We start from the raw sequence: 18870 nt of genomic DNA, 5'->3' as shown, positions 1-18870 counted from the left end.
CTGATGTGGCTGACAGGGCTGATGTGGCTGACGGGGACGGCGCCGAGGTACGGCGGCCACGCCTCGGCGAGCGGATCCTGACAGCGGTCAGCCGTGACCCCCTGGCCGTGCCCCGTCGGCGCCGACTGCGCAACGACGCCCTCGTCGCGACGGCCCTGGCCGCGCTCGCCGTCGTACTGGCCCTCACCGTCAGAAACGGCCGCGCGCCGGACGGGCTCGGCTGGGCGCTGCTCCTCGGCGGCATCGTCCCGCTGGCGTGGCGCCGGAGCCGGCCGCGGCTGGTGCTGCTGGCGGTCGTGGTCTGCGTCGTGCCGTACCACGCGGCCGACTACGTCCATCTGGCCGCCGTCCCCGGCGCGCTGCTCGCCCTCTACACCGTGGCCGCGATCGTGCGCCCGTGGCAGACGCTGCTGATCGGCGGCGCGGTCACCGGCCTTGCCCTGACGGTGATGATCGCGATCAGCGCCCACCAGGGGCTGGAGCTGCTGCGTGTCTCGGGCTGGTTCCTCGCGGTGCTCATCTGGGGGGTGGATGTGCGCACATACCGGCAGTACATCGCTTCCGTGGAGGGCCGCGCGGAGCGGGCCGAACGAACGCGGGAGGAGGAGGCGGCGCGGCGGGTGGCGGAGGAGCGGCTGCGGATCGCCAGGGATCTGCACGATCTGCTGGCCCACTCCATCACCCTGATCGGGGTACAGACGGCGGTGGCCTCGCACATCCTGACCGTGGACCCCGAGCGGCTCGACCGCGCGGCGGTGGCCAAGGCGCTGGACGACATCGCGGGCACCTGCCGTACGGCGCGCGCCGAGGTCCGTACGACGCTGGAGGTACTGCGGGGCGAGGAGGAGGACGCCCTCTCCCCGCGCGGGGAGAGCGAGGGACCGCTGCCCGGCCTCGCGGCGCTGCCCGCGCTGGCCCGTACGGCGAGGGCCCGGCTCACCCTCCGTACGGAGGGGGCGGGGCCCGTGCCACCGGCGGTGGGGGCCGCCGCGTACCGCATCGTGCAGGAGTCGCTGACCAACTCCGTACGCCACGCGGGTCCTGAGGCGCGGGCGGCGGTGTCCGTGGCGGCGCGGGACGCGGCGCTGTATGTGACGGTCACGGACGAGGGCGGTGGCGGTTCCGGTTTTGGTACTGGCTCCGGTTCCCGTTCCGGCTTCGGCATCATCGGGATGCGGGAACGCGCCCGCAGCGTCGGTGGCACGCTGTTGGCGGGGCCGCGGGAGAGCGGCGGCTTCGAGGTGTCCGCGGTACTGCCGTTGAGGGGGAACGAGAGATGAGCGCGACGACGATACGGGTACTGCTCGCGGACGATCAGACGCTGGTACGGGCGGCGTTCGCGATGCTTGTCGAATCGGCCGGCGACATGGAGGTGGTCGGCCAGGCGGGCACCGGCAGGGAAGCCGTGGAACTGGCCCGTTCGGCCCGTGCGGACCTGGTCGTCATGGACATCCGGATGCCGGACCTCGACGGGATCGAGGCGACCCGGCTGATCGCCGCGGACGACGATCTCGCCGGGGTGAGGATTCTCGTCCTCACGACGTACGACACGGACGACCACATCCTGGAGGCCCTGCGCGCCGGCGCGTCCGGCTTCCTGGTCAAGGACACCCACCCGGCCGATCTCCTCGCCGCCATCCGAACCGTCGCGGCGGGCGACGCGCTGCTGTCCCCGGGCCCGACCTCCCGCCTCATCGCCCGCGTGCTGAGCACCCCGCCCCCGCCCCCGCCCACGTCCGACGTGACCGGTGGTCCTGACCGCCTCTCCGCACGCGAACGCCAGGTCCTCGCGCTGGTGGCCCGCGGCCACACCAATACGGCGATCGCGGAAGCGCTGGGCTTGAGCCCCCTCACCGCGAAGACCCATGTCAGCCGCATCATGGGCAAACTCGGGGCGCGTGACCGGGCGCAACTGGTGATTGTGGCGTACGAATCGGGGCTGGTGGTGCCGGGTGCTACGTCTTGAGCGGCTCGGTGGACGACCAGAAGGGGGACTCGTGGCGGGGGACGAGGTCGGGCAGCCCTTTGGGGCCACCGGGCTTGTCGGGGGTGCCCTTGGGGAAGGTGAGGTCGGAATCGGAGGCGCAGGGGGAGGCGCCGGCGAACCATACGTTGCCGATCGCCCCCACTCCGAGGGACAGAGCGAAGCCGTCGGGCGTTCTGGCGTTCAGGGTGGGCATCACTCTGTCGGCGTTGACGCTGGTAATGGTGAACCCTTGCTTCTCCCAGTAACGCTGAATCACGCCGAAGAAGTTACCCCGGCGCTGCTCCGAGACTCTGGTGGAGACATACCGGTTGCGGTGGACCGACGTGGTGCCGGTCGGAAGGTTGAGGCCGGTGCTGCACGCGGTCTCGTTGGAGGTGTCGTAACCCCATTCGACCGGTGGCTCAACTGCGTTGAGCGTAGCGTCGAGTAGTTCCTCGGTCCGGTTCCCGGCCTGCTTCATATCCATGTTCGGGTGCCTGTCCTTCGCCTGCTGTTCCGTTCCGCAGGCCGTCAGTAAGAGAGAAAAGATGACGCTTGTGACGATTCTCCTCAAGCTCACCTAGGCTCCGTGGTCTTGATTCGACTTCCGTTTCCAGTGACAATATTGGCGATATTGTGCAAGGAATTAGGGCCCTTCTCTGGGTCGAAGTAGTGTGAATGTGCTGGCGTGTTCCCCGTTGCCAGGCCGATGATCCCGGTGTCTTCGCCCGGTTCCACCGAGAAGTGGTGTCCTCCGAAGTGGCGGCTCGCCGGATCGGTGCCGAACGGGACCTTCCGGTCTCCGAACTCGCTGCCCGGAGCCAGGTATTCGAGGGGATTTCGATAGGGGAGTTTCGTCACCTGGTCGTTGTCGGCGGCGCCGACATACACATGGTCGGCGCCCACGCCGAGATCCCTTGCTCGGTTCACCCCGACACCGGGACTGCCCACAAGGATCACCTCGTCCGCGGGGATTCCTCCTGGCTGCTGGCTGGCCTGGCCCACAGTCAGTGATCCGTAGGAGTGGCCAAGTGCGGTGATATGCGCGGCGCCGTCCTCGTGGGTGGCCTTGATGCCATGGAGGAATTGGTTGTAACCGGAGGCACCTGCATGGGCGCTGTCCTTGAACATGACATCCGTCGCGTCCAGTCCGACACTGCGCAATTGCGGTGCGTCGTAGCCCAGCCAGACGAGAGAGGCGGTCGTGGTGGCGGGGTCGGCCCTGCGGGCCGCGATTGCCACATCCCGCGCCCGCTTCACATCCGCCGTGGCGAAATGCTCCTCCAGCCGTGTATTCAACCCCGGCACATACGCCGAGACATGATCCGCGCGGTCCGGATTTCCGAACGAGATGATCGCCCGTCCGTTTCCCTCCGTCCCGATTCCCAGTAGATAGGGCCGCGGATCGCCGCCCGCCTCCAGTTGGCGCTGGATTCCCTTCAGGCCCGCGATCTTCGCCTCCCGGGATTCCCGGGTGTCGTCGGTGCGGCCGTGTTCCAGGTCGTCCAGCAGCATGGGCAGACAGATGCGGTTGGCCTTGTCGCGGGCCGTGGCCGGGATGCCGTCGCGGTTGCCGATCTCGGCCGGGTGGTCGGCGATCAGTTGGGCCTGGAGGGTGGGGGAGAGGGCGTTCCACCAGGCGGTGACGGTGGAGGGGTGGGCGGATTCGGGTGGGATGCCCAGGGTGGTGAGCAGGTCGTCGTGGAGATGGCCGGCGCGGGCGATCTCGGCGAAGCCCGTATGCCAGTCGCCGGCCGCGCAGCGGCGTGCCGCGGTGGTGAAGAGGTCGAGGGCCGCCGCGTACTCCCGGTCCGCCCTGTCCGCCGCGCGCAGCGCGTCGTCGATGCGGTCGGCCAGGGCGCGCGCCGTGGCGGTGTGGTCCTCGCAGATCTCCGGGCCGCTCTCCGGGCCGCTCTCGGGGGCGCTGACGGAGCCGCCCGGCGCCACCACGTACCCCGCCGCGCCCGCGTCCGCCAGGGCGTGGTTCAGCCGCTCCTGGTGGGCCAGGAACGCCTCGCCGGCCGTGCGGAGTACGGTGCCCACCGCGGCGAGTTCCCGTTCGGCCACGGTCAGGCCGGCGCGGATCCTCGCCAGCCGGTCGGCGGCGGATTCGGCGCCCAGGCCGCCCCAGTTCTCGGCGGCCAGGCCCCGGCGCAGATGGGCGCCGCAGCTCCCGGCGTGCTCCGTGAACCTCCTCGCCAGCCGGTCCCAGGCGTCGCCCGCGTCGTGCAGCAGGCCGGGGCGGGCGTCCTTGAGAGACGCGATCGTCATGTCCGTGAGGAGAGGGGTCATGGGCGGCGGTCTCCGGCTGCTCCGTACGGTGCCTGGAGGGCCATGCCGTCGAAGTGCCGTCCCCGGTCCGCGTCCTCGCCGGCCAGGTCCCCGGCCGACGCCGTCACCGCGTCCCCCGCGCCCGCCACCAGGGCCGCCAGGGCGCGCAGCGCCTTCGTCCACTCCTCCGTGCAGGTGTCCAGCGCCGCCGCCGTCCGCCAGCCGGGCAGTCCGGCGACCGCCGTGTCCGTCGGCGCGTACAGGGTCTTGGCGTCGGCCGGGATGTCCTCGGCGGCCTCGCGGGCCGCCGCGCCCGCCTTCCGTACCTCGTGGGCCCTGATCCAGAACCCGCCGCTGCCGCCGATCGGCATCGTCACCATGGTCGTCGCGGTCGCTCTCCGTGTGTGATCGGTCACGTAATGCCGTGACCGTAGCAAGAGAGCCCGGGGCCGCCGTGCCGTGCGCGTGCGGGAGAATGAGGTCCATGAGTCTGTTCCGGGACGACGGCGTCGTGCTGCGCACCCAGAAGCTCGGTGAGGCCGACCGCATCATCACGCTTCTGACCCGCGGCCATGGCCGGGTCCGCGCCGTCGCCCGGGGGGTGCGGCGGACGAAGTCGAAGTTCGGGGCACGGCTGGAACCGTTCTCGCATGTCGATGTGCAGTTCTTCGCACGCGGGAGTGAACTCGTGGGACGCGGGCTGCCGCTCTGCACCCAGAGCGAGACCATCGCTCCGTACGGTGGCGGCATCGTGGCCGACTACGCGCGCTACACCGCGGGCACCGCCATGCTGGAGACTGCCGAGCGGTTCACGGACCACGAGGGCGAGCCGGCCGTGCAGCAGTATCTGCTGCTCGTGGGCGGGCTGCGCACGCTCGCCCGCGGGGAGCACGCGCCGCATCTGATCCTGGACGCCTTCCTGCTCCGCTCGCTCGCGGTCAACGGGTACGCGCCGAGCTTCGACGACTGCGCGAAGTGCGGGCTGCTGGGCCCCAACCGCTTCTTCTCCGTGGCGGCGGGCGGTGTCGTCTGCGGCGACTGCCGGGTGCCCGGGAGCGTCGTACCCTCTGCTGAGGCCGTCGGACTGCTCAGCGCGCTGCTGACCGGTGACTGGAGGACGGCCGACGCGTGCGAGGCGCGGCATGTCAGGGAGGGCAGCGGGCTGGTGTCCGCCTATCTGCACTGGCACTTGGAGCGCGGTCTGCGCTCGCTCAGATACGTGGAGAAGGGCTAGACAGAGCTGCTTGCCCTGCCCGGCTGCGTCGGGCCCGGTTTGGCCCGTGAAGAAAGAGGAGACGAGAGCGCATGGCACGACGCGGAATCCTGGGGCGTTCCCGCCGCGAGTACAAGACGCCGGAACCGCACCCCTCCGGTGCCGTTCCGCCCAAGATCCAGAGCGAGCTGGTGCCCAAGCACGTGGCCGTCGTCATGGACGGGAACGGCCGCTGGGCCAAGGAGCGTGGTCTGCCGCGTACCGAGGGGCACAAGGTCGGCGAGGGGGTCGTCCTCGATGTGCTCAAGGGCTGTCTGGAGATGGGCGTCAAGAACCTGTCCCTGTACGCCTTCTCCACCGAGAACTGGAAGCGGACGCCCGACGAGGTGCGCTTCCTGATGAACTTCAACCGCGATGTCATCCGTCGCCGCCGCGACGAGATGGACGAGCTGGGGATCCGGATCCGCTGGGTCGGCCGGATGCCCAAGATGTGGAAGTCGGTCGTCCAGGAACTCCAGGTCGCGCAGGAGCAGACCAAGGACAACGACGCCATGACGCTCTACTTCTGCGTCAACTACGGCGGCCGCGCGGAGATCGCCGACGCGGCGCAGGCGCTCGCGCGGGACGTGGCCGCGGGGAAGCTGGACCCGGCCAAGGTCAACGAGAAGACCTTCGCCAAGTACCTGTACTACCCCGACATGCCGGACGTGGATGTCTTCCTGCGCCCCAGCGGTGAGCAGCGTACGTCGAACTACCTGATCTGGCAGAGCAGTTACGCGGAGATGGTCTTCCAGGACGTGCTGTGGCCGGACTTCGACCGGCGCGATCTGTGGCGGGCCTGCCTGGAGTTCGCCTCCCGGGACCGGCGGTTCGGCGGCGCGCTGCCCAACCAGGAGTCACGGGAGGACATTCAGGAGCAGGACGAGATGGCGGGCGAGGGGCAGGGCTGAGGGGCCCATTTTTTACTGGACAGTTGTCCCGTCGCTGTCCACTCGCCCTCTCCCCGCTGTCCGTCCGAGCAGCGAAAAGCGGTCCCGGCGTACGTCGCCCGGGACCGCTTCTCGTGCCGCTTCTCGTTCCGCGGCTCGTGCCGCGGTCAGTTCTTCGCGGATCTCTTCGCGTTCTCGGCGCACTCGGCGCACGTACCGAAGATCTCCACCGTGTGGGCCACCGCCACATAGCCGTGCTGCGCGGCGATCGTCTCGGCCCACTGCTCCACCGCGGGGCCCTCGACCTCGACGGCCTTTCCGCAGACCCGGCAGACCAGATGGTGATGGTGGTCGCCGGTGGAGCAGCGCCGGTAGACCGACTCGCCGTCGTTCGTCCGCAGTACGTCGACCTCACCCGCGTCGGCGAGGGACTGGAGGGTGCGGTAGACCGTGGTCAGACCGACCGAGTCGCCGCGGTGCTTGAGCATGTCGTGAAGCTCCTGCGCACTGCGGAACTCGTCCACCTCGTCGAGCGCCGCCGCCACCGCGGCACGCTGGCGGGTCGAACGGCCGCGTACGGGGGCCGCGCTCGATCCACTGCTGGGCGCAGTCGTCACAGGTGCCTCCTTGCCTCTGCCCGTCGTATCCGTCGGGCGTTACCCGCTTACGTCGGGCCATTCTGCCAGCGCTCGCGCTCAGACCGTTACCTCGACGTCGTCCGAGGGGCGTCGCGTGGCCGGTACGTCCATGGTCGCTCCGTGCGCCGGCCCGGAGGCGTCCGCCGGCTCCGCGGCGCGGAGCGCGCGGGCGCGGCGTCTGGTCACCGGCGCGGCGAGCGCGGTCAGCAGGACGAAGACACCGATCGCGATCAGCACGATCGTCGCGCCGGGCGGGACGTCCTGGTAGTACGAGGTGACCGTGCCGGCCAGCGTCACGCCCGTACCGATCACGACCGCGAGCACGAACGTCACCGCGAACGACCGGGTGATCTGCTGCGCCGCCGCCACCGGCACCACCATCAGCGCGCTGACCAGCAGCAGCCCCACTACCCGCATGGCGACCGTCACCGTCACCGCCGCCGTCACGGCGATCAGCAGGTTCAGGGTCCGCACCGGCAGTCCGGTGACCCGGGCGAACTCCTCGTCCTGGCTGATCGCGAAGAGCTGCCGCCGCAGCCCCACCGTCACCAGTATCACGAAGGCGGCGAGCAGGGAGATCGCGGTCACGTCGGACGGCGAGACCGTCGACAGGGAGCCGAAGAGATACGTGCTGAGGTTGGCGTTGGAGCCGTTCGGCGCGAGGTTGATCAGCAGGACGCCGCCCGCCATACCGCCGTAGAAGAGCATCGCCAGCGCGATGTCGCCGCGGGTGCGGCCGTACGCCCTGATCAGCTCCATGGTGACGGCGCCGGCCACCGAGACCAGCGTGGCCACCCACACCGGGCTCCAGGACAGCAGAAAGCCGAGGCCGACCCCGGTCATCGCGACATGGCCGATCCCGTCGCCCATCAGGGCCTGGCGGCGCTGGACGAGGTAGATGCCGACGGCGGGGGCGGTGATGCCGACCAGGACGGCGGCGATCAGGGCCCGCTGCATGAACGCGGTTTCGAGGATTTCCATGGGCAGGTCAGCTCAGCTCAGCAGTCCGGTACGGAGCGGCACGCCGGCCGCGTGGGGGTGGACGTGGTCGTGGCCGGGCAGGGCGTGCTGGCCGACGGCCTTCGGCGGCGGCCCGTCGTGGGTCACACAGCCGTCGCGCAGCACCACCGCGCGGTCGATGAGCGGCTCCAGCGGGCCGAGTTCGTGCAGGACCAGCAGGACGGTCGTGCCGGCCGCCACCTGCTCGCGCAGGGTCGCCGCGAGGATCTCCTGGCTGGCCAGGTCGACGCCCGCCATCGGCTCGTCCATGATCAGCAGCTCGGGTTCGGCGGCGAGCGCCCTGGCTATCAGGACACGCTGGTGCTGGCCGCCGGAGAGGGCGTCCACGGAGTCCTTGGCGCGGTCGGCGAGCCCCACCAGCTCGATTGCCCGCTGGACGGCGGCGCGGTCGGCCCGGGAGGGCCACCGCAGCCCCGTACGGGAGAGCCGGCCGGACGAGACGACCTCGCGGATCGTCGCGGGCACCCCGCCCGCCGCCGTGGTGCGCTGCGGTACGTAGCCGACGCGGGCCCAGTCGCGGAAGCGGCGCAGCGGGGTGCCGAACAGGGAGATCTCGCCACTGGTGAGGGCCACCTGCCCGATCACCGAGCGGACGGCGGTGGACTTGCCGGAGCCGTTGGCGCCGAGCAGCGCGACGACCTCGCCGCGGCGCACGGTGAGGTCGATGCCGCGCAGCACCGGGCGTGCGCCGAGGGTGGCGGTGGCGCCGCGCAGCGCGATGACGGGGGCGGGCCCGGCGGCGGGGCGCGCGGTCTCCGCGGTGGCGGGTCCGGGGCGGCCGTGGCCCGTGTCCGTCACGGGCGCGTCCGGCGCGGTCACCGGTGCCGCGTCGGGCAGTGCTTCGGGCCGTGTCTCCGGTGGTATCGCCGGGTCTGCCGTCGCGCGGTCGTGTCCGCTCTTCGCCGTCGCCATGCCGGGCGCCTCCGATGCCGCTGCTGTCAGCTGGTTCACTTCGCGCCGAGCGCCTTTCGCAGTGCGTCGAGGTTCGCGCGCATGACTTCGAGGTAGTCAGCGCCCTTGGACCGGTCCGTAATTCCCTCCAGCGGGTCCAGGACGTCGGTCTTCAGTCCGGAGTCCCCGGCGAGGGTCTTGGCGGTCTTGTCGCTCGCGAGCGTCTCGAAGAATACGGTGCTGACCTTGTCGCGCTTCGCGATGGTCTCCAGCTCCTTGACCCGGGCGGGGCTCGGCTCCGACTCGGGGTCGATGCCGGCGATGGCCTCCTGCTCCAGGCCGTAGCGCTCGGCGAGGTAGCCGAAGGCGGCGTGGGTGGTGATGAAGGTCTTGGTGGTGGTGTCCGCGAGCCCGTCCTTGAACGCGGTGTTCAGGCCGTCGAGCTTGGTGACCAGGGCGGCGGTGTTCTTCTTGTACGCGGCGGCGTGGTCCGGGTCGGCCTTCTCCAGGGCGGCGCCGACCCCCTTGGCGACCTCGGCGTACTTCACCGGGTCCAGCCAGATGTGCGGGTCGTTGCCGTCGGCGGAGGCTTCCTCGTCCTCCGCCTTGTGGGTCTCGTCGTCCGCGTGGTCGTCGCCGTCCGCGTGCTCGTCGTCGGCGTGGGAGTGGCCGCCGGCTTCGGTGCCGTGCTTCTCCATCGTGGTCAGGGTGGTCGCGTCGACGGTGTTCTTCACACCGGACTGGGCGATGGCCTTGTCCACGGCGGGCTGGATGCCCTTGAGGTAGAGGATGACATCGGCCTCGCCGAGCTGGGCGGCCTGCCGGGGCTTCAGCTCCAGGTCGTGCGGTTCGACGCCGGGCTTGGTGAGGGTGGTGACGGAGACATGGTCGCCGCCTATCTCCTCGGCCAGGAACTGCATGGGGTAGAACGACGCGGTGACCGCGAGCTTGCCGCCGCCGCTCTTCTTGTCGGCGGCGTCGGAGGAGGAGCAGGCGGACAGGGCCACCATGCCGAGCGCGACAGCTCCGGCCATGGTGGCGGTGGGTATCAGGCGTCGTACGTTCATGACAGTCATTTTCAACAAAACTGGAAACGATTGTCAACAATGGGTCGGTAATGGCTCGCGAACAGGGCGGGATGTCCGATACCCAGCACCGATTTGATCGAAGGGGTGCGCCCGCCGCTAATCTGGGTCATTCGCCGTTCGTCGTCGTCGTAATGAAGAGAGCACCGTGGCCGCCGACAAGATCGACAGCATCGTCAACCTGAGCAAGCGCCGTGGCTTCGTCTACCCGTGCAGTGAGATCTACGGGGGCCAGCGCGCCGCCTGGGACTACGGGCCGCTCGGAGTCGAGCTGAAGGAAAACCTCAAGCGTCAGTGGTGGCGTTACATGGTCACCTCGCGTGAGGACGTTGTCGGTCTCGACTCGTCGGTGATCCTCGCCACCGAGGTCTGGGAAGCGTCGGGCCACGTCGCGACCTTCACCGACCCGCTGACCGAGTGCACCTCCTGTCACAAGCGGTTCCGCGCGGACCACCTGGAAGAGGCGTACGAGGCGAAGCACGGCAAGGCCCCCGAGAACGGCCTGACCGATCTCAACTGCCCCAACTGTGGCAACAAGGGCACTTTTACCGCACCCAAGCAGTTCTCCGGTCTGCTCTCCACCCACCTCGGCCCGACGCAGGACTCCGGCTCCGTCGCCTATCTGCGGCCCGAGACCGCGCAGGGCATTTTCACCAACTTCGCCCAGGTGCAGCAGACCTCGCGCAAGAAGCCGCCGTTCGGCATCGCGCAGATGGGCAAGTCCTTCCGGAACGAGATCACTCCGGGCAACTTCATCTTCCGGACCCGCGAGTTCGAGCAGATGGAGATGGAGTTCTTCGTCAAGCCGGGCGAGGACGAGCAGTGGCAGGAATACTGGATGGAGCAGCGCTGGAACTGGTACCGCGACCTGGGTCTCCGTGAGGAGAACATGCGCTGGTACGACCACCCGGCCGAGAAGCTCTCGCACTACTCCAAGCGCACCGCCGACATCGAGTACCGCTTCCAGTTCGGCGGCAGCGAGTGGGGCGAGCTGGAGGGTGTGGCCAACCGTACGGACTACGACCTCTCCGCCCACTCCAAGGCGTCCGGCCACGACCTGACGTACTTCGACCAGGAGGCCGGCGAGCGCTGGACCCCCTACGTCATCGAGCCCGCCGCCGGGGTCGGCCGCGCGATGCTCGCCTTCCTCCTCGACGCGTACAACGAGGACGAGGCGCCCAACGCGAAGGGTGTGCTGGAGAAGCGCACGGTGCTCCGCCTCGACCCGCGCCTCGCGCCGGTCAAGGTGGCCGTCCTGCCGCTCTCCCGCAACCCGCAGCTCTCGCCGAAGGCGAAGGGTCTCGCGACGGACCTGCGGCGCAACTGGAACATCGAGTTCGACGACGCGGGCGCCATCGGCCGCCGCTACCGCCGCCAGGACGAGATCGGCACGCCGTTCTGCGTCACCGTCGACTTCGACACCCTCGACGACAACGCGGTGACCGTGCGCGAGCGCGACACGATGAAGCAGGAGCGCGTCTCGCTGGACCAGATCCAGAGCTACCTGGGCGGCCGTCTCATCGGCTGCTGACACCGGCACGGCAGCTGGGCCGCGGCCCCCGGTTCCCACGGAACCGGGGGCCGCGGCCCGTTCGCGTACGGTGCGTGCGGCGGGTCAACCGGCTTCGCGGACCGGAGCCGTTGATGTTGTCCGTACGGCACACTGGGCGCTGGCCTACGAGGGAGATACGGATCATGCCGTCCACGACCACCAGCAAGGTCACCCGATGGGACCAGCACGGACGCGAGCACGTCGTACGTGTCCAGAAGGCCGGTGTGCAGCGGTCGTTGGTCTGCGACACCTGCGGCTGGCGCAAGGGGGCGCAGTTCCTGCCCTGGCTCAAGGCGGAGGAACATCTCACCGAGGCGCACCAGGCGACGGTGGACCCCACGGCCGACCGGTCCTGAGGCCAACGGCCGGCCGGAGCCGAGCGCAGAGGCCAACCGGCCGGTCAGGCCCGCAGACCGCGCAGCAGCAGTGCGGCCACGGCGTCGAACTCCGCGTCGATCGTGGGCTTCCGCCACTCCGGGGCGTACCCCGGGTCGTGGAAGCGGGCCGTCGCGGCGAACACCGCCCCGGCGGACGCCCCGGGGTCCGGCGTCGCGAACTCGCCCGCCCGCACGCCCTCTTCGATGATCCGGGTGAGCTGGTCCGTCAGCTCCGTCAGATGCGCGTCGACCACTTCGCTGCTCTCCCGGGCGAGCACGGAGAACGTGGCGAACAGCTCCGGGTCGTCGCCCGCCTTGTGCCGCTTGGCGTCGAAGAGCGTCAGCAGCCACTCCCGCAGCTTCGCCGGGCCCGACTCCCGCTCGTTGTCACTGATGACCCGGGCGAGGGCTATCTCCGTGCGGCTCAGCCACCGCTTGGTCACCGCCTCGCGCAGGGCCGACTTCGTACGGAAGTGGCGGTAGACACTGCCGTGGCTGACACCGAGGACCCGCGCCACATCGACGACCGTCGCCTTCGCGGGGCCGTAGCGCCGCAGGACCTCCTCGGTGGCTTCGAGGATGCGCTCGGCGGTCAGGGGCTCGGTGCTCATGGGGCCAGCCCTTTCATGGTGGTGTGCGTATGACAGCTGACGGTACCTGTCAGGCCGACCCGTCCGCGCCGGTCACCGCCCGCCCCCGGACGGCCGTCACCGCTCGCTGTCCAGCATCGCCATCTGCGCGCTCGGGTAGCGGTCCCCGGCGGCGGAGTCGGCCGGGACAGCGCGCTCGATGGCGGCGAGGTCCCCTTCGTCCAGCGTGACGTCCAGGGCGCCGAGGGACTCGGTCAGCCGCTTGCGGCTGCGGGCGCCGACGAGCGGCACGATGTCCTCGCCCCGGGACAGCACCCAGGCGATGGCGATCTGCGCGACCGTCACTCCCTTCTGCTCGGCGATCTTGCGCAGCGACTCGACCAGGGTGAGGTTGTGCTGGAGGTTCTCCCCCTGGAAGCGCGGGCTCATCGCCCGGAAGTCATTGGCGGCCAGCCGCTGGTCGCTGGTGAAGTGCCCGCCGATGAGTCCGCGCGACAGCACTCCGTACGCGGTGACGCCGATGCCCAGCTCGCGGAGCGTTGGCAGGATGTCGGCCTCCACCCCGCGTGAGATCAGCGCGTACTCGATCTGGAGATCGCTGATCGGGGCGGTGGCGGCGGCCCGGCGGATGGTCTCCGCGCCGACCTCCGAGAGCCCGATGTGCCGGACGTACCCGGCCTGGACCAGCTCCGCGACGGCGCCGACCGTCTCCTCGATCGGCACGTCCGGGTCGAGCCGCGCGGGCCGGTAGATGTCGATGTAGTCCGTGCCGAGCCGCTGGAGGGAGTACGCGGCGAAGTTCTTGACGGCGGCGGGGCGTCCGTCGAATCCGCCCCAGCCGTCGCCCGGGTCGCGCAGGGCGCCGAACTTGACGCTGACGACGGCCCGTTCGCGGGCGGACGGGCCGGCCGTGCGCAGCGCCTCGTTGATCAGCAGCTCGTTGTGGCCCATGCCGTAGAAGTCGCCGGTGTCGAGCAGGGTGACGCCCGCGTCGAGGGCGGCGTGGATCGTCGCGACGGATTCGCCGCGCTCGTCACCGCCTCCGTACACCCCGGACATGCCCATGCAGCCGAGGCCCAGCGCGGAGGTGTGCGGGCCCGTCGCGCCGAGCCGGCGGGTGGGGACGGGGGCGGGGGAAGGGGACGAGGAGGGGGGAGGGGTGGTGCCGGTGTGGGCGTCGCTGGTCATGGCGGGATGCCTCCATACGGATCACGAGGGATCGAAGAGTGACAAGACCAACGATGACATGTCGAGTGACAGATTTCAATATCTGTCATCACCTATTTGTTGGTCCTGGAAAACGCGTTGCGTCCCGGGTACCGGCCGGTGGTAGCGTCAGCGGCATGTTCTTCCAGATCTACGAGTGAGAGCGCGGCGGCGACAGCCCGCCCCCCACCGACGAATCCGCAGATCACTTCTCATCACATCGGGAGAACCCCGTGGCAAAGAGCCGCAACAACCTTCTCGGCGTTGGCGGACAGCGCACCAAGCCGGCCCGTAACGACCCGCAGTCGAGCGGGCCCGCCCGGGACGCCAACCGCAAGGCCGCCGCCGACCAGAAGCAGGAGCTGCTGCGCAAGATGCGCGAGCGCGCCGCAGCCGCGGGCAAGAGCGAAGGCGCCCAGGACAGCTGACCGAACGCAGCAGGGGCCCGGATCATCTTCATGATCCGGGCCCCTCGTCGTCGTCTCAGCCGATCGTGCGCGGCAGTCGCAGACTCATCAGCCCTGTCAGGACCACCAGCCCCAACTGCACCAGCAGCGTGATCATCAGCGCGTCGCCCATCCCCATCGACGTGCTCAGGCTCAGGAAGAGCGACCCGATCGTCGCCACCCCGAGCGCCAGCGCCGACTGCTGCGCCGTCACCATCGCGCCACTGCCCACCCCCGCCCGTTCGGCCGGGATCTCGGAGAGCACGATCCGGACGATGACCGGCAGCTGGAACCCCTGCCCGAGCCCGGCCAGCGCGACCCCCGGCAGCAGGTCCAGCAGTGTCAGCGCGGGCCAGTCGCTCCGTACGGCGAGCACCAGCAGGACGACCCCGGCGGCCTGGATCACCGCGCCCGCCGTCACCAGCAGGCTGCCGTACCGCCGGATCAGCCGGGGGCCGGCCAGCGAGGCGGCGAAGAACGCGAGGGCCATCGGGACCAGCGCCAGCCCCGCCGTGATCGCGCCCATCCGCAGACCCTGCTGAAGCGCCACGGCGATCACGAACATAAAGCCGCCGAAACCGATCGCGAACGGTACGAGAAGCGCCAGCCCTCGGCGGAGTGTGGTCAGCGCGAACAGGCTCGGCGGCACCAGCGGTGTCCGCCCCGCCCGGTCGGCCCGCCGCTCCACCCGCAGGAAGGCGTACGCCGCCACCGGGAAGGCCGCCAGCGAGACCCAGGTCCACGCGGGCCACCCGGCCGCCCTGCCCTCCGTGAGCGGCGCCAGCAGCGTCACCAGCGAGACGGCCAGCAGCGCGGTTCCCGGTACGTCGATGGGCGCGGGCCGCTGCGAGCGGGTCTCGGGAACCGAACGGGCCGCCAGGAACAGCCCGATGAACGCGACCGGCACATTCACCAGGAAGATCGCCCGCCAGCCGCTGCCCGCGATGTCCGCCGCGACCAGCACACCGCCCAGGATCTGGCCCGCCACCATCGCGAGCCCGGCCGTCGCCCCGTACAGACTCAGCGCCTTCGCCCGGCGCGGTCCCGCGGTCGCGGCCTGGATGGTGGCCAGTACCTGCGGCAGCATCAGCGCCGCCGCGGCGCCCTGCGCGGCCCGGGCGCCGACCAGCGTCCAGGCCGTCGGCGCGAGTCCGCAGGCCAGCGAGGTCACCCCGAAGGCCGCCATACCGACAAGGAACAGCCGCCGTCGTCCGAACATGTCCCCGAGCCGCCCGCCGAGCACAAGCAGCACGGCGTACGTCAGTCCATATCCGGCCACCACCAGCTCCAGCAGGGCGGGACCCGCCGCCAGATCGCGGTCGATGGTCGGCAGGGCGACATTGACGATGAAGAAGTCGATCAGGGGCAGCGCGGCACCGAGCAGCACCGTGAAGAGGCCGAGCGCGCCGAGCACCGAACCGTGGTCGTGGATGACGGGCGGTCCGGCGCTCGCGGGAGCGTCGGCGAGAGAGGTTTTCCGGAGAGACGCGCTTTTTCTGCTCACCCCATCGACGATCGCGCGATCCACAGCCTGGTACCAGAGTCTCTTTATCCTGGTAGTGGGGCTACCCGGCAGGTGAATGAGGCGTGGAGATCCGCCCAGGAGCCGTCGCACGCCCCGTTCCCGTGCTGGATGTCCGTTGTTCACCCGGGCGTGCGCGCCGCTCTGCCGCCCTCCGTGAAGGTCAGGTCGGCCGGTGATGGGAATCGGCCAATATCTGCCGGACGCCGGAGCGTGTCCGGGAGGGGGGCTGAACCATGCACGACCCACGCTTTCTCTTTGTCTCCAGACCCGGCACCGGTCCGGGGGCTGGATCCGGACCGGTGCCCGTCTCCGTACGGGACGGCGATCCCGGAGCGCCCGTACGGGACGGTGACCTCGGGGCGCCCGTCGTCTGGCGCCTGGTCGGCGCCAACAACCGCGGTCTCGGTCAGGGCGGCAGCGGCCAGCCCGACCTGGACACCTGCCATGCCGCGGTGAAGGAACTGTGCGCGGCGGTGTCGCTGAGCCGGCCCGTCGTCGGTCCGTCGGAGCTGTCCGGACTCTGGGTCTGGCGGCTCGACTTCGACGGGCGCAGCATCGCCGTCTCCGTACGGTCCTATCTGCGGCAGCGCGAATGCCGGTACAGCCTGGTGAACTTCCTCGACGCCGTCCCTCGGGCCCGGCTGACGACGGGTCTGGTCGCCATGCCGGTCCGCCGGGAGCCGCGGCTGACGGGTGCCCGGCGACCTGGCGCGGAGGCCCGATGAGCGCCATGACCCTGCCGCCGGAGGCACCGCGCGCGCCCGACGCGCCGTACGCGCCCGAGGCACCGGACACGCCCCGGACGCTCAAGCGGTCCGCCGGGCTGCCGGACCAGCTCTTCCGCGGCGTCGCCCGGGGCAGCGGCGCGGTGGTGCTGGCCATCATGCTGCTGGTCGGTACGTTCCTGGGCTACCGGGCCTGGGAAGCGCTGCGGGTGGCGAAGTGGTCCTTCCTCACCACCTCCGCCTGGGAGCCCGAGTCCCACCGCTTCGGGATCGCGGCCGTCCTCACCGGGACGGTGCTGATCGGTCTCGTGGCCATCGCCATCGCCGTTCCGCTGGCCATGGGTACGGCGCTGTACATCTCCGAGTACGCGCCGCGCTCGGTCCGGCGGACCATGATCACCGTCATCGACCTGATGGCCGCCGTGCCCAGCGTGGTCTACGGCCTCTGGGGGGCGTTCTACCTCCAGTCGCACATCGTCGGGCTGTCGCGCTGGCTCGCCACGTACCTCTCCTGGATCCCGTTCTTCAAGGTGCGCGGCGCGGATCCCGGCGATCCGCTCGCCACCACGACCGTCTACACCTCCTCGACCTTCATCGCCGGGATCGTGGTGGCGCTCATGGTCACCCCGATCGCCTGCTCGGTCATGCGGGAGACGTTCTCCCAGGCGCCGGCCGGTGAGCGGGAGGGGGCGTACGCGCTCGGGTCGACCCGGTGGGGCGTGATCCGTACCGTCGTCCTGCCGTTCGGCCGGGGCGGTGCCATCGGCGGCACGATGCTGGGCCTGGGCCGCGCGCTGGGCGAGACCATCGCCGTCTACATGATCATCTCGCCGTCGTTCGTGATCCAGCCGCGCATCCTGGAGAACGGCACCAACTCCGTCTCCTCGCTGATCGCCCTGCGCTACGGCTCCGCCAGCGACTTCGGCATGTCCGCGCTGATGGCGGCCGGACTCGCGCTCTTCCTGATGACCCTGGTCGTCAACTTCGTCGCCTCCTCCATCGTGGCCCGCAGCCGTTCCGGCGCCGGGGCGGATGCCTGAGATGAACCGGACCGTTTCTGTGCCTCCCGCCGCTCCCTCCTCCGCACCGGCTTCCGCTCCCCATGAGGCCGTACCCGCGGCTTCTCCGGAGGCCGTACCCGCTCCCGCGTCCGTCACCGTCCGGCCCGGACCGCCGGACGACCGCGGCGCCCCCGAGGTCCGCCGCGCCGTCTCCGGGCTGCGCGCCACCGATGTCCGCGCGCTGCTCGGCGCGCTGGCCGGGGCCCTCGGGCTGACCACGGTGCTCTTCACCCGGATCGCCCCGTTCGACGCGCCGCTCGGCTTTGTCGTGGTCGCCTTCCTCAGCTTCGCCGGTCTGTACGCGGTGCTGGTCTCCTTCGCGGAGAACGGCATGGCCGTACGGGACCGGGTGGCGGCGGTGATCGTCCACAGCCTCGCCGTGCTGGTCGTCTGCGCGCTGGTCTTCGTCGTCGCGCACACCCTGTGGAAGGGCCGGACGGCGCTGCCGCACTGGAACTTCTTCACCGAGGACATGTCGCTCACCGGGCCCGTCCAGCCGCTCACCAGCGGCGGCATGCTGCACGCCATCGCCGGGACCGTCGAGCAGATGGCCATCGCGCTGGTCATCACCGTGCCGCTCGGGCTGGCCTGCGCGGTCTTCCTCAACGAGGTGCCGGGCGGCTACGCGCGCTTCGTACGGACCATCGTCGAGGCGATGACGGCCCTCCCGTCGATCGTCTCCGGTCTGTTCATCTACGCCACCGTCATTCTCATCCTCGGCATGGACAAGTCCGGTTTCGCGGCGTCGCTGGCCCTCTCGGTGATGATGCTGCCGATCATCATCCGCGCGTCCGACGTGGTGATCAGGCTCGTGCCGGGGTCGCTGCGCGAGGCGTCCTTCGCGCTCGGCGCCAGCCAGTGGCGCACCGTGTGGACGGTCACGCTGCCCACCGCGCGCTCCGGGCTGACGACCGCCGTCATCCTCGGTACGGCGCGGGGGATCGGGGAGACCTCCCCGGTGCTGCTCACGGCCGGATTCACGGCGGACATGAACCTCAACCCGCTGAGCGGGCCCCAGGTCTCGCTGCCGCTCGCCACCTTCGAGCTGGTGCGCTCGCCCCAACCGAGCTTTATCGCCCGGGGGTTCGGTGCCGCCGCGCTACTCATGGGGCTGGTGCTGCTGCTGTTCGTCCTGGCCCGGATCATCGGCGGCCGGGCGCCGGGTGAGCTGACGAAGAGCCAGACGCACCGCAGGGTGCTGGCCTCGCGCCAGGACGCGGAGCGGATGAGCGCGCGGAGCGCCGCGGCCGGCCGTACGCCCGCGGCCGTACCCCCAGGCGCGACCGTAACCCCACCCGATGCGGCGTCCCCATCGACGCCCCCATCGGCGCCCCCGCCCGCGTCCCCATCGGCGCCCTCGGACCAGTAGGCCCCC

General features: G+C 70.5%; 20 protein-coding genes. 10 read left to right on the top strand and 10 right to left on the bottom strand.

Annotation, left to right across the window (positions count from 1 at the left end):
* The first annotated feature begins 23 nt into the window (after nt 1-23).
* Together DVK44_RS08710 and DVK44_RS08705 are read left to right on the top strand one after the other, a co-directional pair.
* Nucleotides 24-1280, top strand: coding sequence for a sensor histidine kinase (locus tag DVK44_RS08710; protein ID WP_228447051.1), 1257 nt, complete (start codon nt 24-26; stop codon nt 1278-1280).
* Entirely contained in the window at nt 1277-1966 is a 690-nt protein-coding gene (locus DVK44_RS08705; RefSeq protein WP_114659130.1) for a response regulator transcription factor, read from the top strand. Before DVK44_RS08710 ends, DVK44_RS08705 begins: the two co-directional genes overlap by 4 nt.
* On the opposite strand, the gene DVK44_RS08700 is transcribed toward DVK44_RS08705, so the two are convergent.
* From DVK44_RS08700 to DVK44_RS36295, 3 genes are read right to left on the bottom strand one after another with little or no spacing between them, the layout of a single operon-like run.
* Nucleotides 1956-2546 (bottom strand): hypothetical protein, encoded by a 591-nt coding sequence (locus DVK44_RS08700; protein WP_114659129.1) that lies wholly within the window; start codon nt 2544-2546, stop codon nt 1956-1958. The genes DVK44_RS08705 and DVK44_RS08700 overlap by 11 nt on opposite strands.
* Nucleotides 2543-4237: an alpha/beta hydrolase gene (locus tag DVK44_RS08695; protein WP_181957430.1), complete on the bottom strand. Its 1695-nt coding sequence runs from the start codon at nt 4235-4237 to the stop codon at nt 2543-2545. The genes DVK44_RS08700 and DVK44_RS08695 overlap by 4 nt, the downstream gene beginning before the upstream one ends.
* Before the next feature lie 17 nt (nt 4238-4254).
* Complete coding sequence (locus DVK44_RS36295) at nt 4255-4653, bottom strand: hypothetical protein (RefSeq protein WP_162793727.1); 399 nt, start codon at nt 4651-4653, stop codon at nt 4255-4257.
* A gap of 68 nt (nt 4654-4721) precedes the next feature.
* Here DVK44_RS36295 and recO point away from each other — a divergent pair, with 68 nt between their 5' ends.
* On the top strand, nt 4722-5471 hold the full coding sequence (gene recO, locus DVK44_RS08685) for a DNA repair protein RecO (protein WP_114659128.1): 750 nt from the start codon (nt 4722-4724) through the stop codon (nt 5469-5471).
* Between the two features lie 71 nt (nt 5472-5542).
* Nucleotides 5543-6400: an isoprenyl transferase gene (locus DVK44_RS08680; RefSeq protein ID WP_114659127.1), complete on the top strand. Its 858-nt coding sequence runs from the start codon at nt 5543-5545 to the stop codon at nt 6398-6400.
* Nucleotides 6401-6546: 146 nt separating this feature from the next.
* On the opposite strand, the gene DVK44_RS08675 is transcribed toward DVK44_RS08680, so the two are convergent.
* From DVK44_RS08675 to DVK44_RS08660, 4 genes are all read right to left on the bottom strand, one after another.
* Nucleotides 6547-6996, bottom strand: a complete 450-nt coding sequence (locus DVK44_RS08675) for a Fur family transcriptional regulator (RefSeq protein WP_114659126.1) — start codon at nt 6994-6996, stop codon at nt 6547-6549.
* A gap of 78 nt (nt 6997-7074) precedes the next feature.
* Nucleotides 7075-7998, bottom strand: a complete 924-nt coding sequence (locus DVK44_RS08670; RefSeq protein ID WP_114659125.1) for a metal ABC transporter permease — start codon at nt 7996-7998, stop codon at nt 7075-7077.
* Between the two features lie 12 nt (nt 7999-8010).
* Nucleotides 8011-8757, bottom strand: a complete 747-nt coding sequence (locus tag DVK44_RS08665) for a metal ABC transporter ATP-binding protein (protein WP_114665002.1) — start codon at nt 8755-8757, stop codon at nt 8011-8013.
* Nucleotides 8758-8984: 227 nt separating this feature from the next.
* Nucleotides 8985-9995 (bottom strand): metal ABC transporter substrate-binding protein, encoded by a 1011-nt coding sequence (locus DVK44_RS08660; protein WP_114659124.1) that lies wholly within the window; start codon nt 9993-9995, stop codon nt 8985-8987.
* Between the two features lie 166 nt (nt 9996-10161).
* Here DVK44_RS08660 and DVK44_RS08655 point away from each other — a divergent pair, with 166 nt between their 5' ends.
* Both DVK44_RS08655 and DVK44_RS08650 read left to right on the top strand, forming a co-directional pair.
* Nucleotides 10162-11544, top strand: a complete 1383-nt coding sequence (locus DVK44_RS08655; RefSeq protein ID WP_114659123.1) for a glycine--tRNA ligase — start codon at nt 10162-10164, stop codon at nt 11542-11544.
* A 164-nt stretch (nt 11545-11708) separates the two neighbouring features.
* A complete protein-coding gene (locus DVK44_RS08650; protein ID WP_114659122.1) occupies nt 11709-11921 on the top strand; it encodes a hypothetical protein in 213 nt (70 codons plus the stop codon).
* A gap of 44 nt (nt 11922-11965) precedes the next feature.
* Here DVK44_RS08650 and DVK44_RS08645 read toward each other — a convergent pair whose 3' ends face one another.
* Nucleotides 11966-12553 (bottom strand): TetR family transcriptional regulator, encoded by a 588-nt coding sequence (locus DVK44_RS08645; protein ID WP_114659121.1) that lies wholly within the window; start codon nt 12551-12553, stop codon nt 11966-11968.
* 96 nt (nt 12554-12649) lie between these two features.
* A complete protein-coding gene (locus DVK44_RS08640) occupies nt 12650-13597 on the bottom strand; it encodes an aldo/keto reductase (protein WP_228447586.1) in 948 nt (315 codons plus the stop codon).
* 374 nt (nt 13598-13971) lie between these two features.
* On the opposite strand from DVK44_RS08640, the gene DVK44_RS08635 reads away from it, so the two are divergent.
* Nucleotides 13972-14166, top strand: coding sequence for a DUF6243 family protein (locus DVK44_RS08635; protein WP_114659119.1), 195 nt, complete (start codon nt 13972-13974; stop codon nt 14164-14166).
* Nucleotides 14167-14221: 55 nt separating this feature from the next.
* On the opposite strand, the gene DVK44_RS08630 is transcribed toward DVK44_RS08635, so the two are convergent.
* Complete coding sequence (locus tag DVK44_RS08630; RefSeq protein WP_228447585.1) at nt 14222-15598, bottom strand: MFS transporter; 1377 nt, start codon at nt 15596-15598, stop codon at nt 14222-14224.
* A gap of 344 nt (nt 15599-15942) precedes the next feature.
* On the opposite strand from DVK44_RS08630, the gene DVK44_RS08625 reads away from it, so the two are divergent.
* Genes DVK44_RS08625 through pstA form a run of 3 tightly spaced genes read left to right on the top strand, consistent with a single transcriptional unit; the run spans nt 15943 to nt 18864 of the window.
* Nucleotides 15943-16434, top strand: a complete 492-nt coding sequence (locus tag DVK44_RS08625) for a hypothetical protein (protein ID WP_162793725.1) — start codon at nt 15943-15945, stop codon at nt 16432-16434.
* Nucleotides 16431-17474 carry a phosphate ABC transporter permease subunit PstC gene (pstC, locus tag DVK44_RS08620; RefSeq protein ID WP_114659117.1) on the top strand — a complete coding sequence of 348 codons (1044 nt, stop codon included), beginning with the start codon at nt 16431-16433 and terminating at the stop codon, nt 17472-17474. Before DVK44_RS08625 ends, pstC begins: the two co-directional genes overlap by 4 nt.
* A 1-nt stretch (nt 17475) precedes the next feature.
* Complete coding sequence (pstA, locus tag DVK44_RS08615; protein WP_114659116.1) at nt 17476-18864, top strand: phosphate ABC transporter permease PstA; 1389 nt, start codon at nt 17476-17478, stop codon at nt 18862-18864.
* Nucleotides 18865-18870 lie beyond the last annotated feature (6 nt).

The sequence above is a fragment of the Streptomyces paludis genome, from assembly GCF_003344965.1.
In the GTDB taxonomy this organism is placed as follows: Bacteria; Actinomycetota; Actinomycetes; order Streptomycetales; family Streptomycetaceae; genus Streptomyces; species Streptomyces paludis.
The sequence above is the reverse complement of the archived record's forward strand: the minus strand, read 5'-3'. Positions and strand labels throughout refer to the sequence as shown.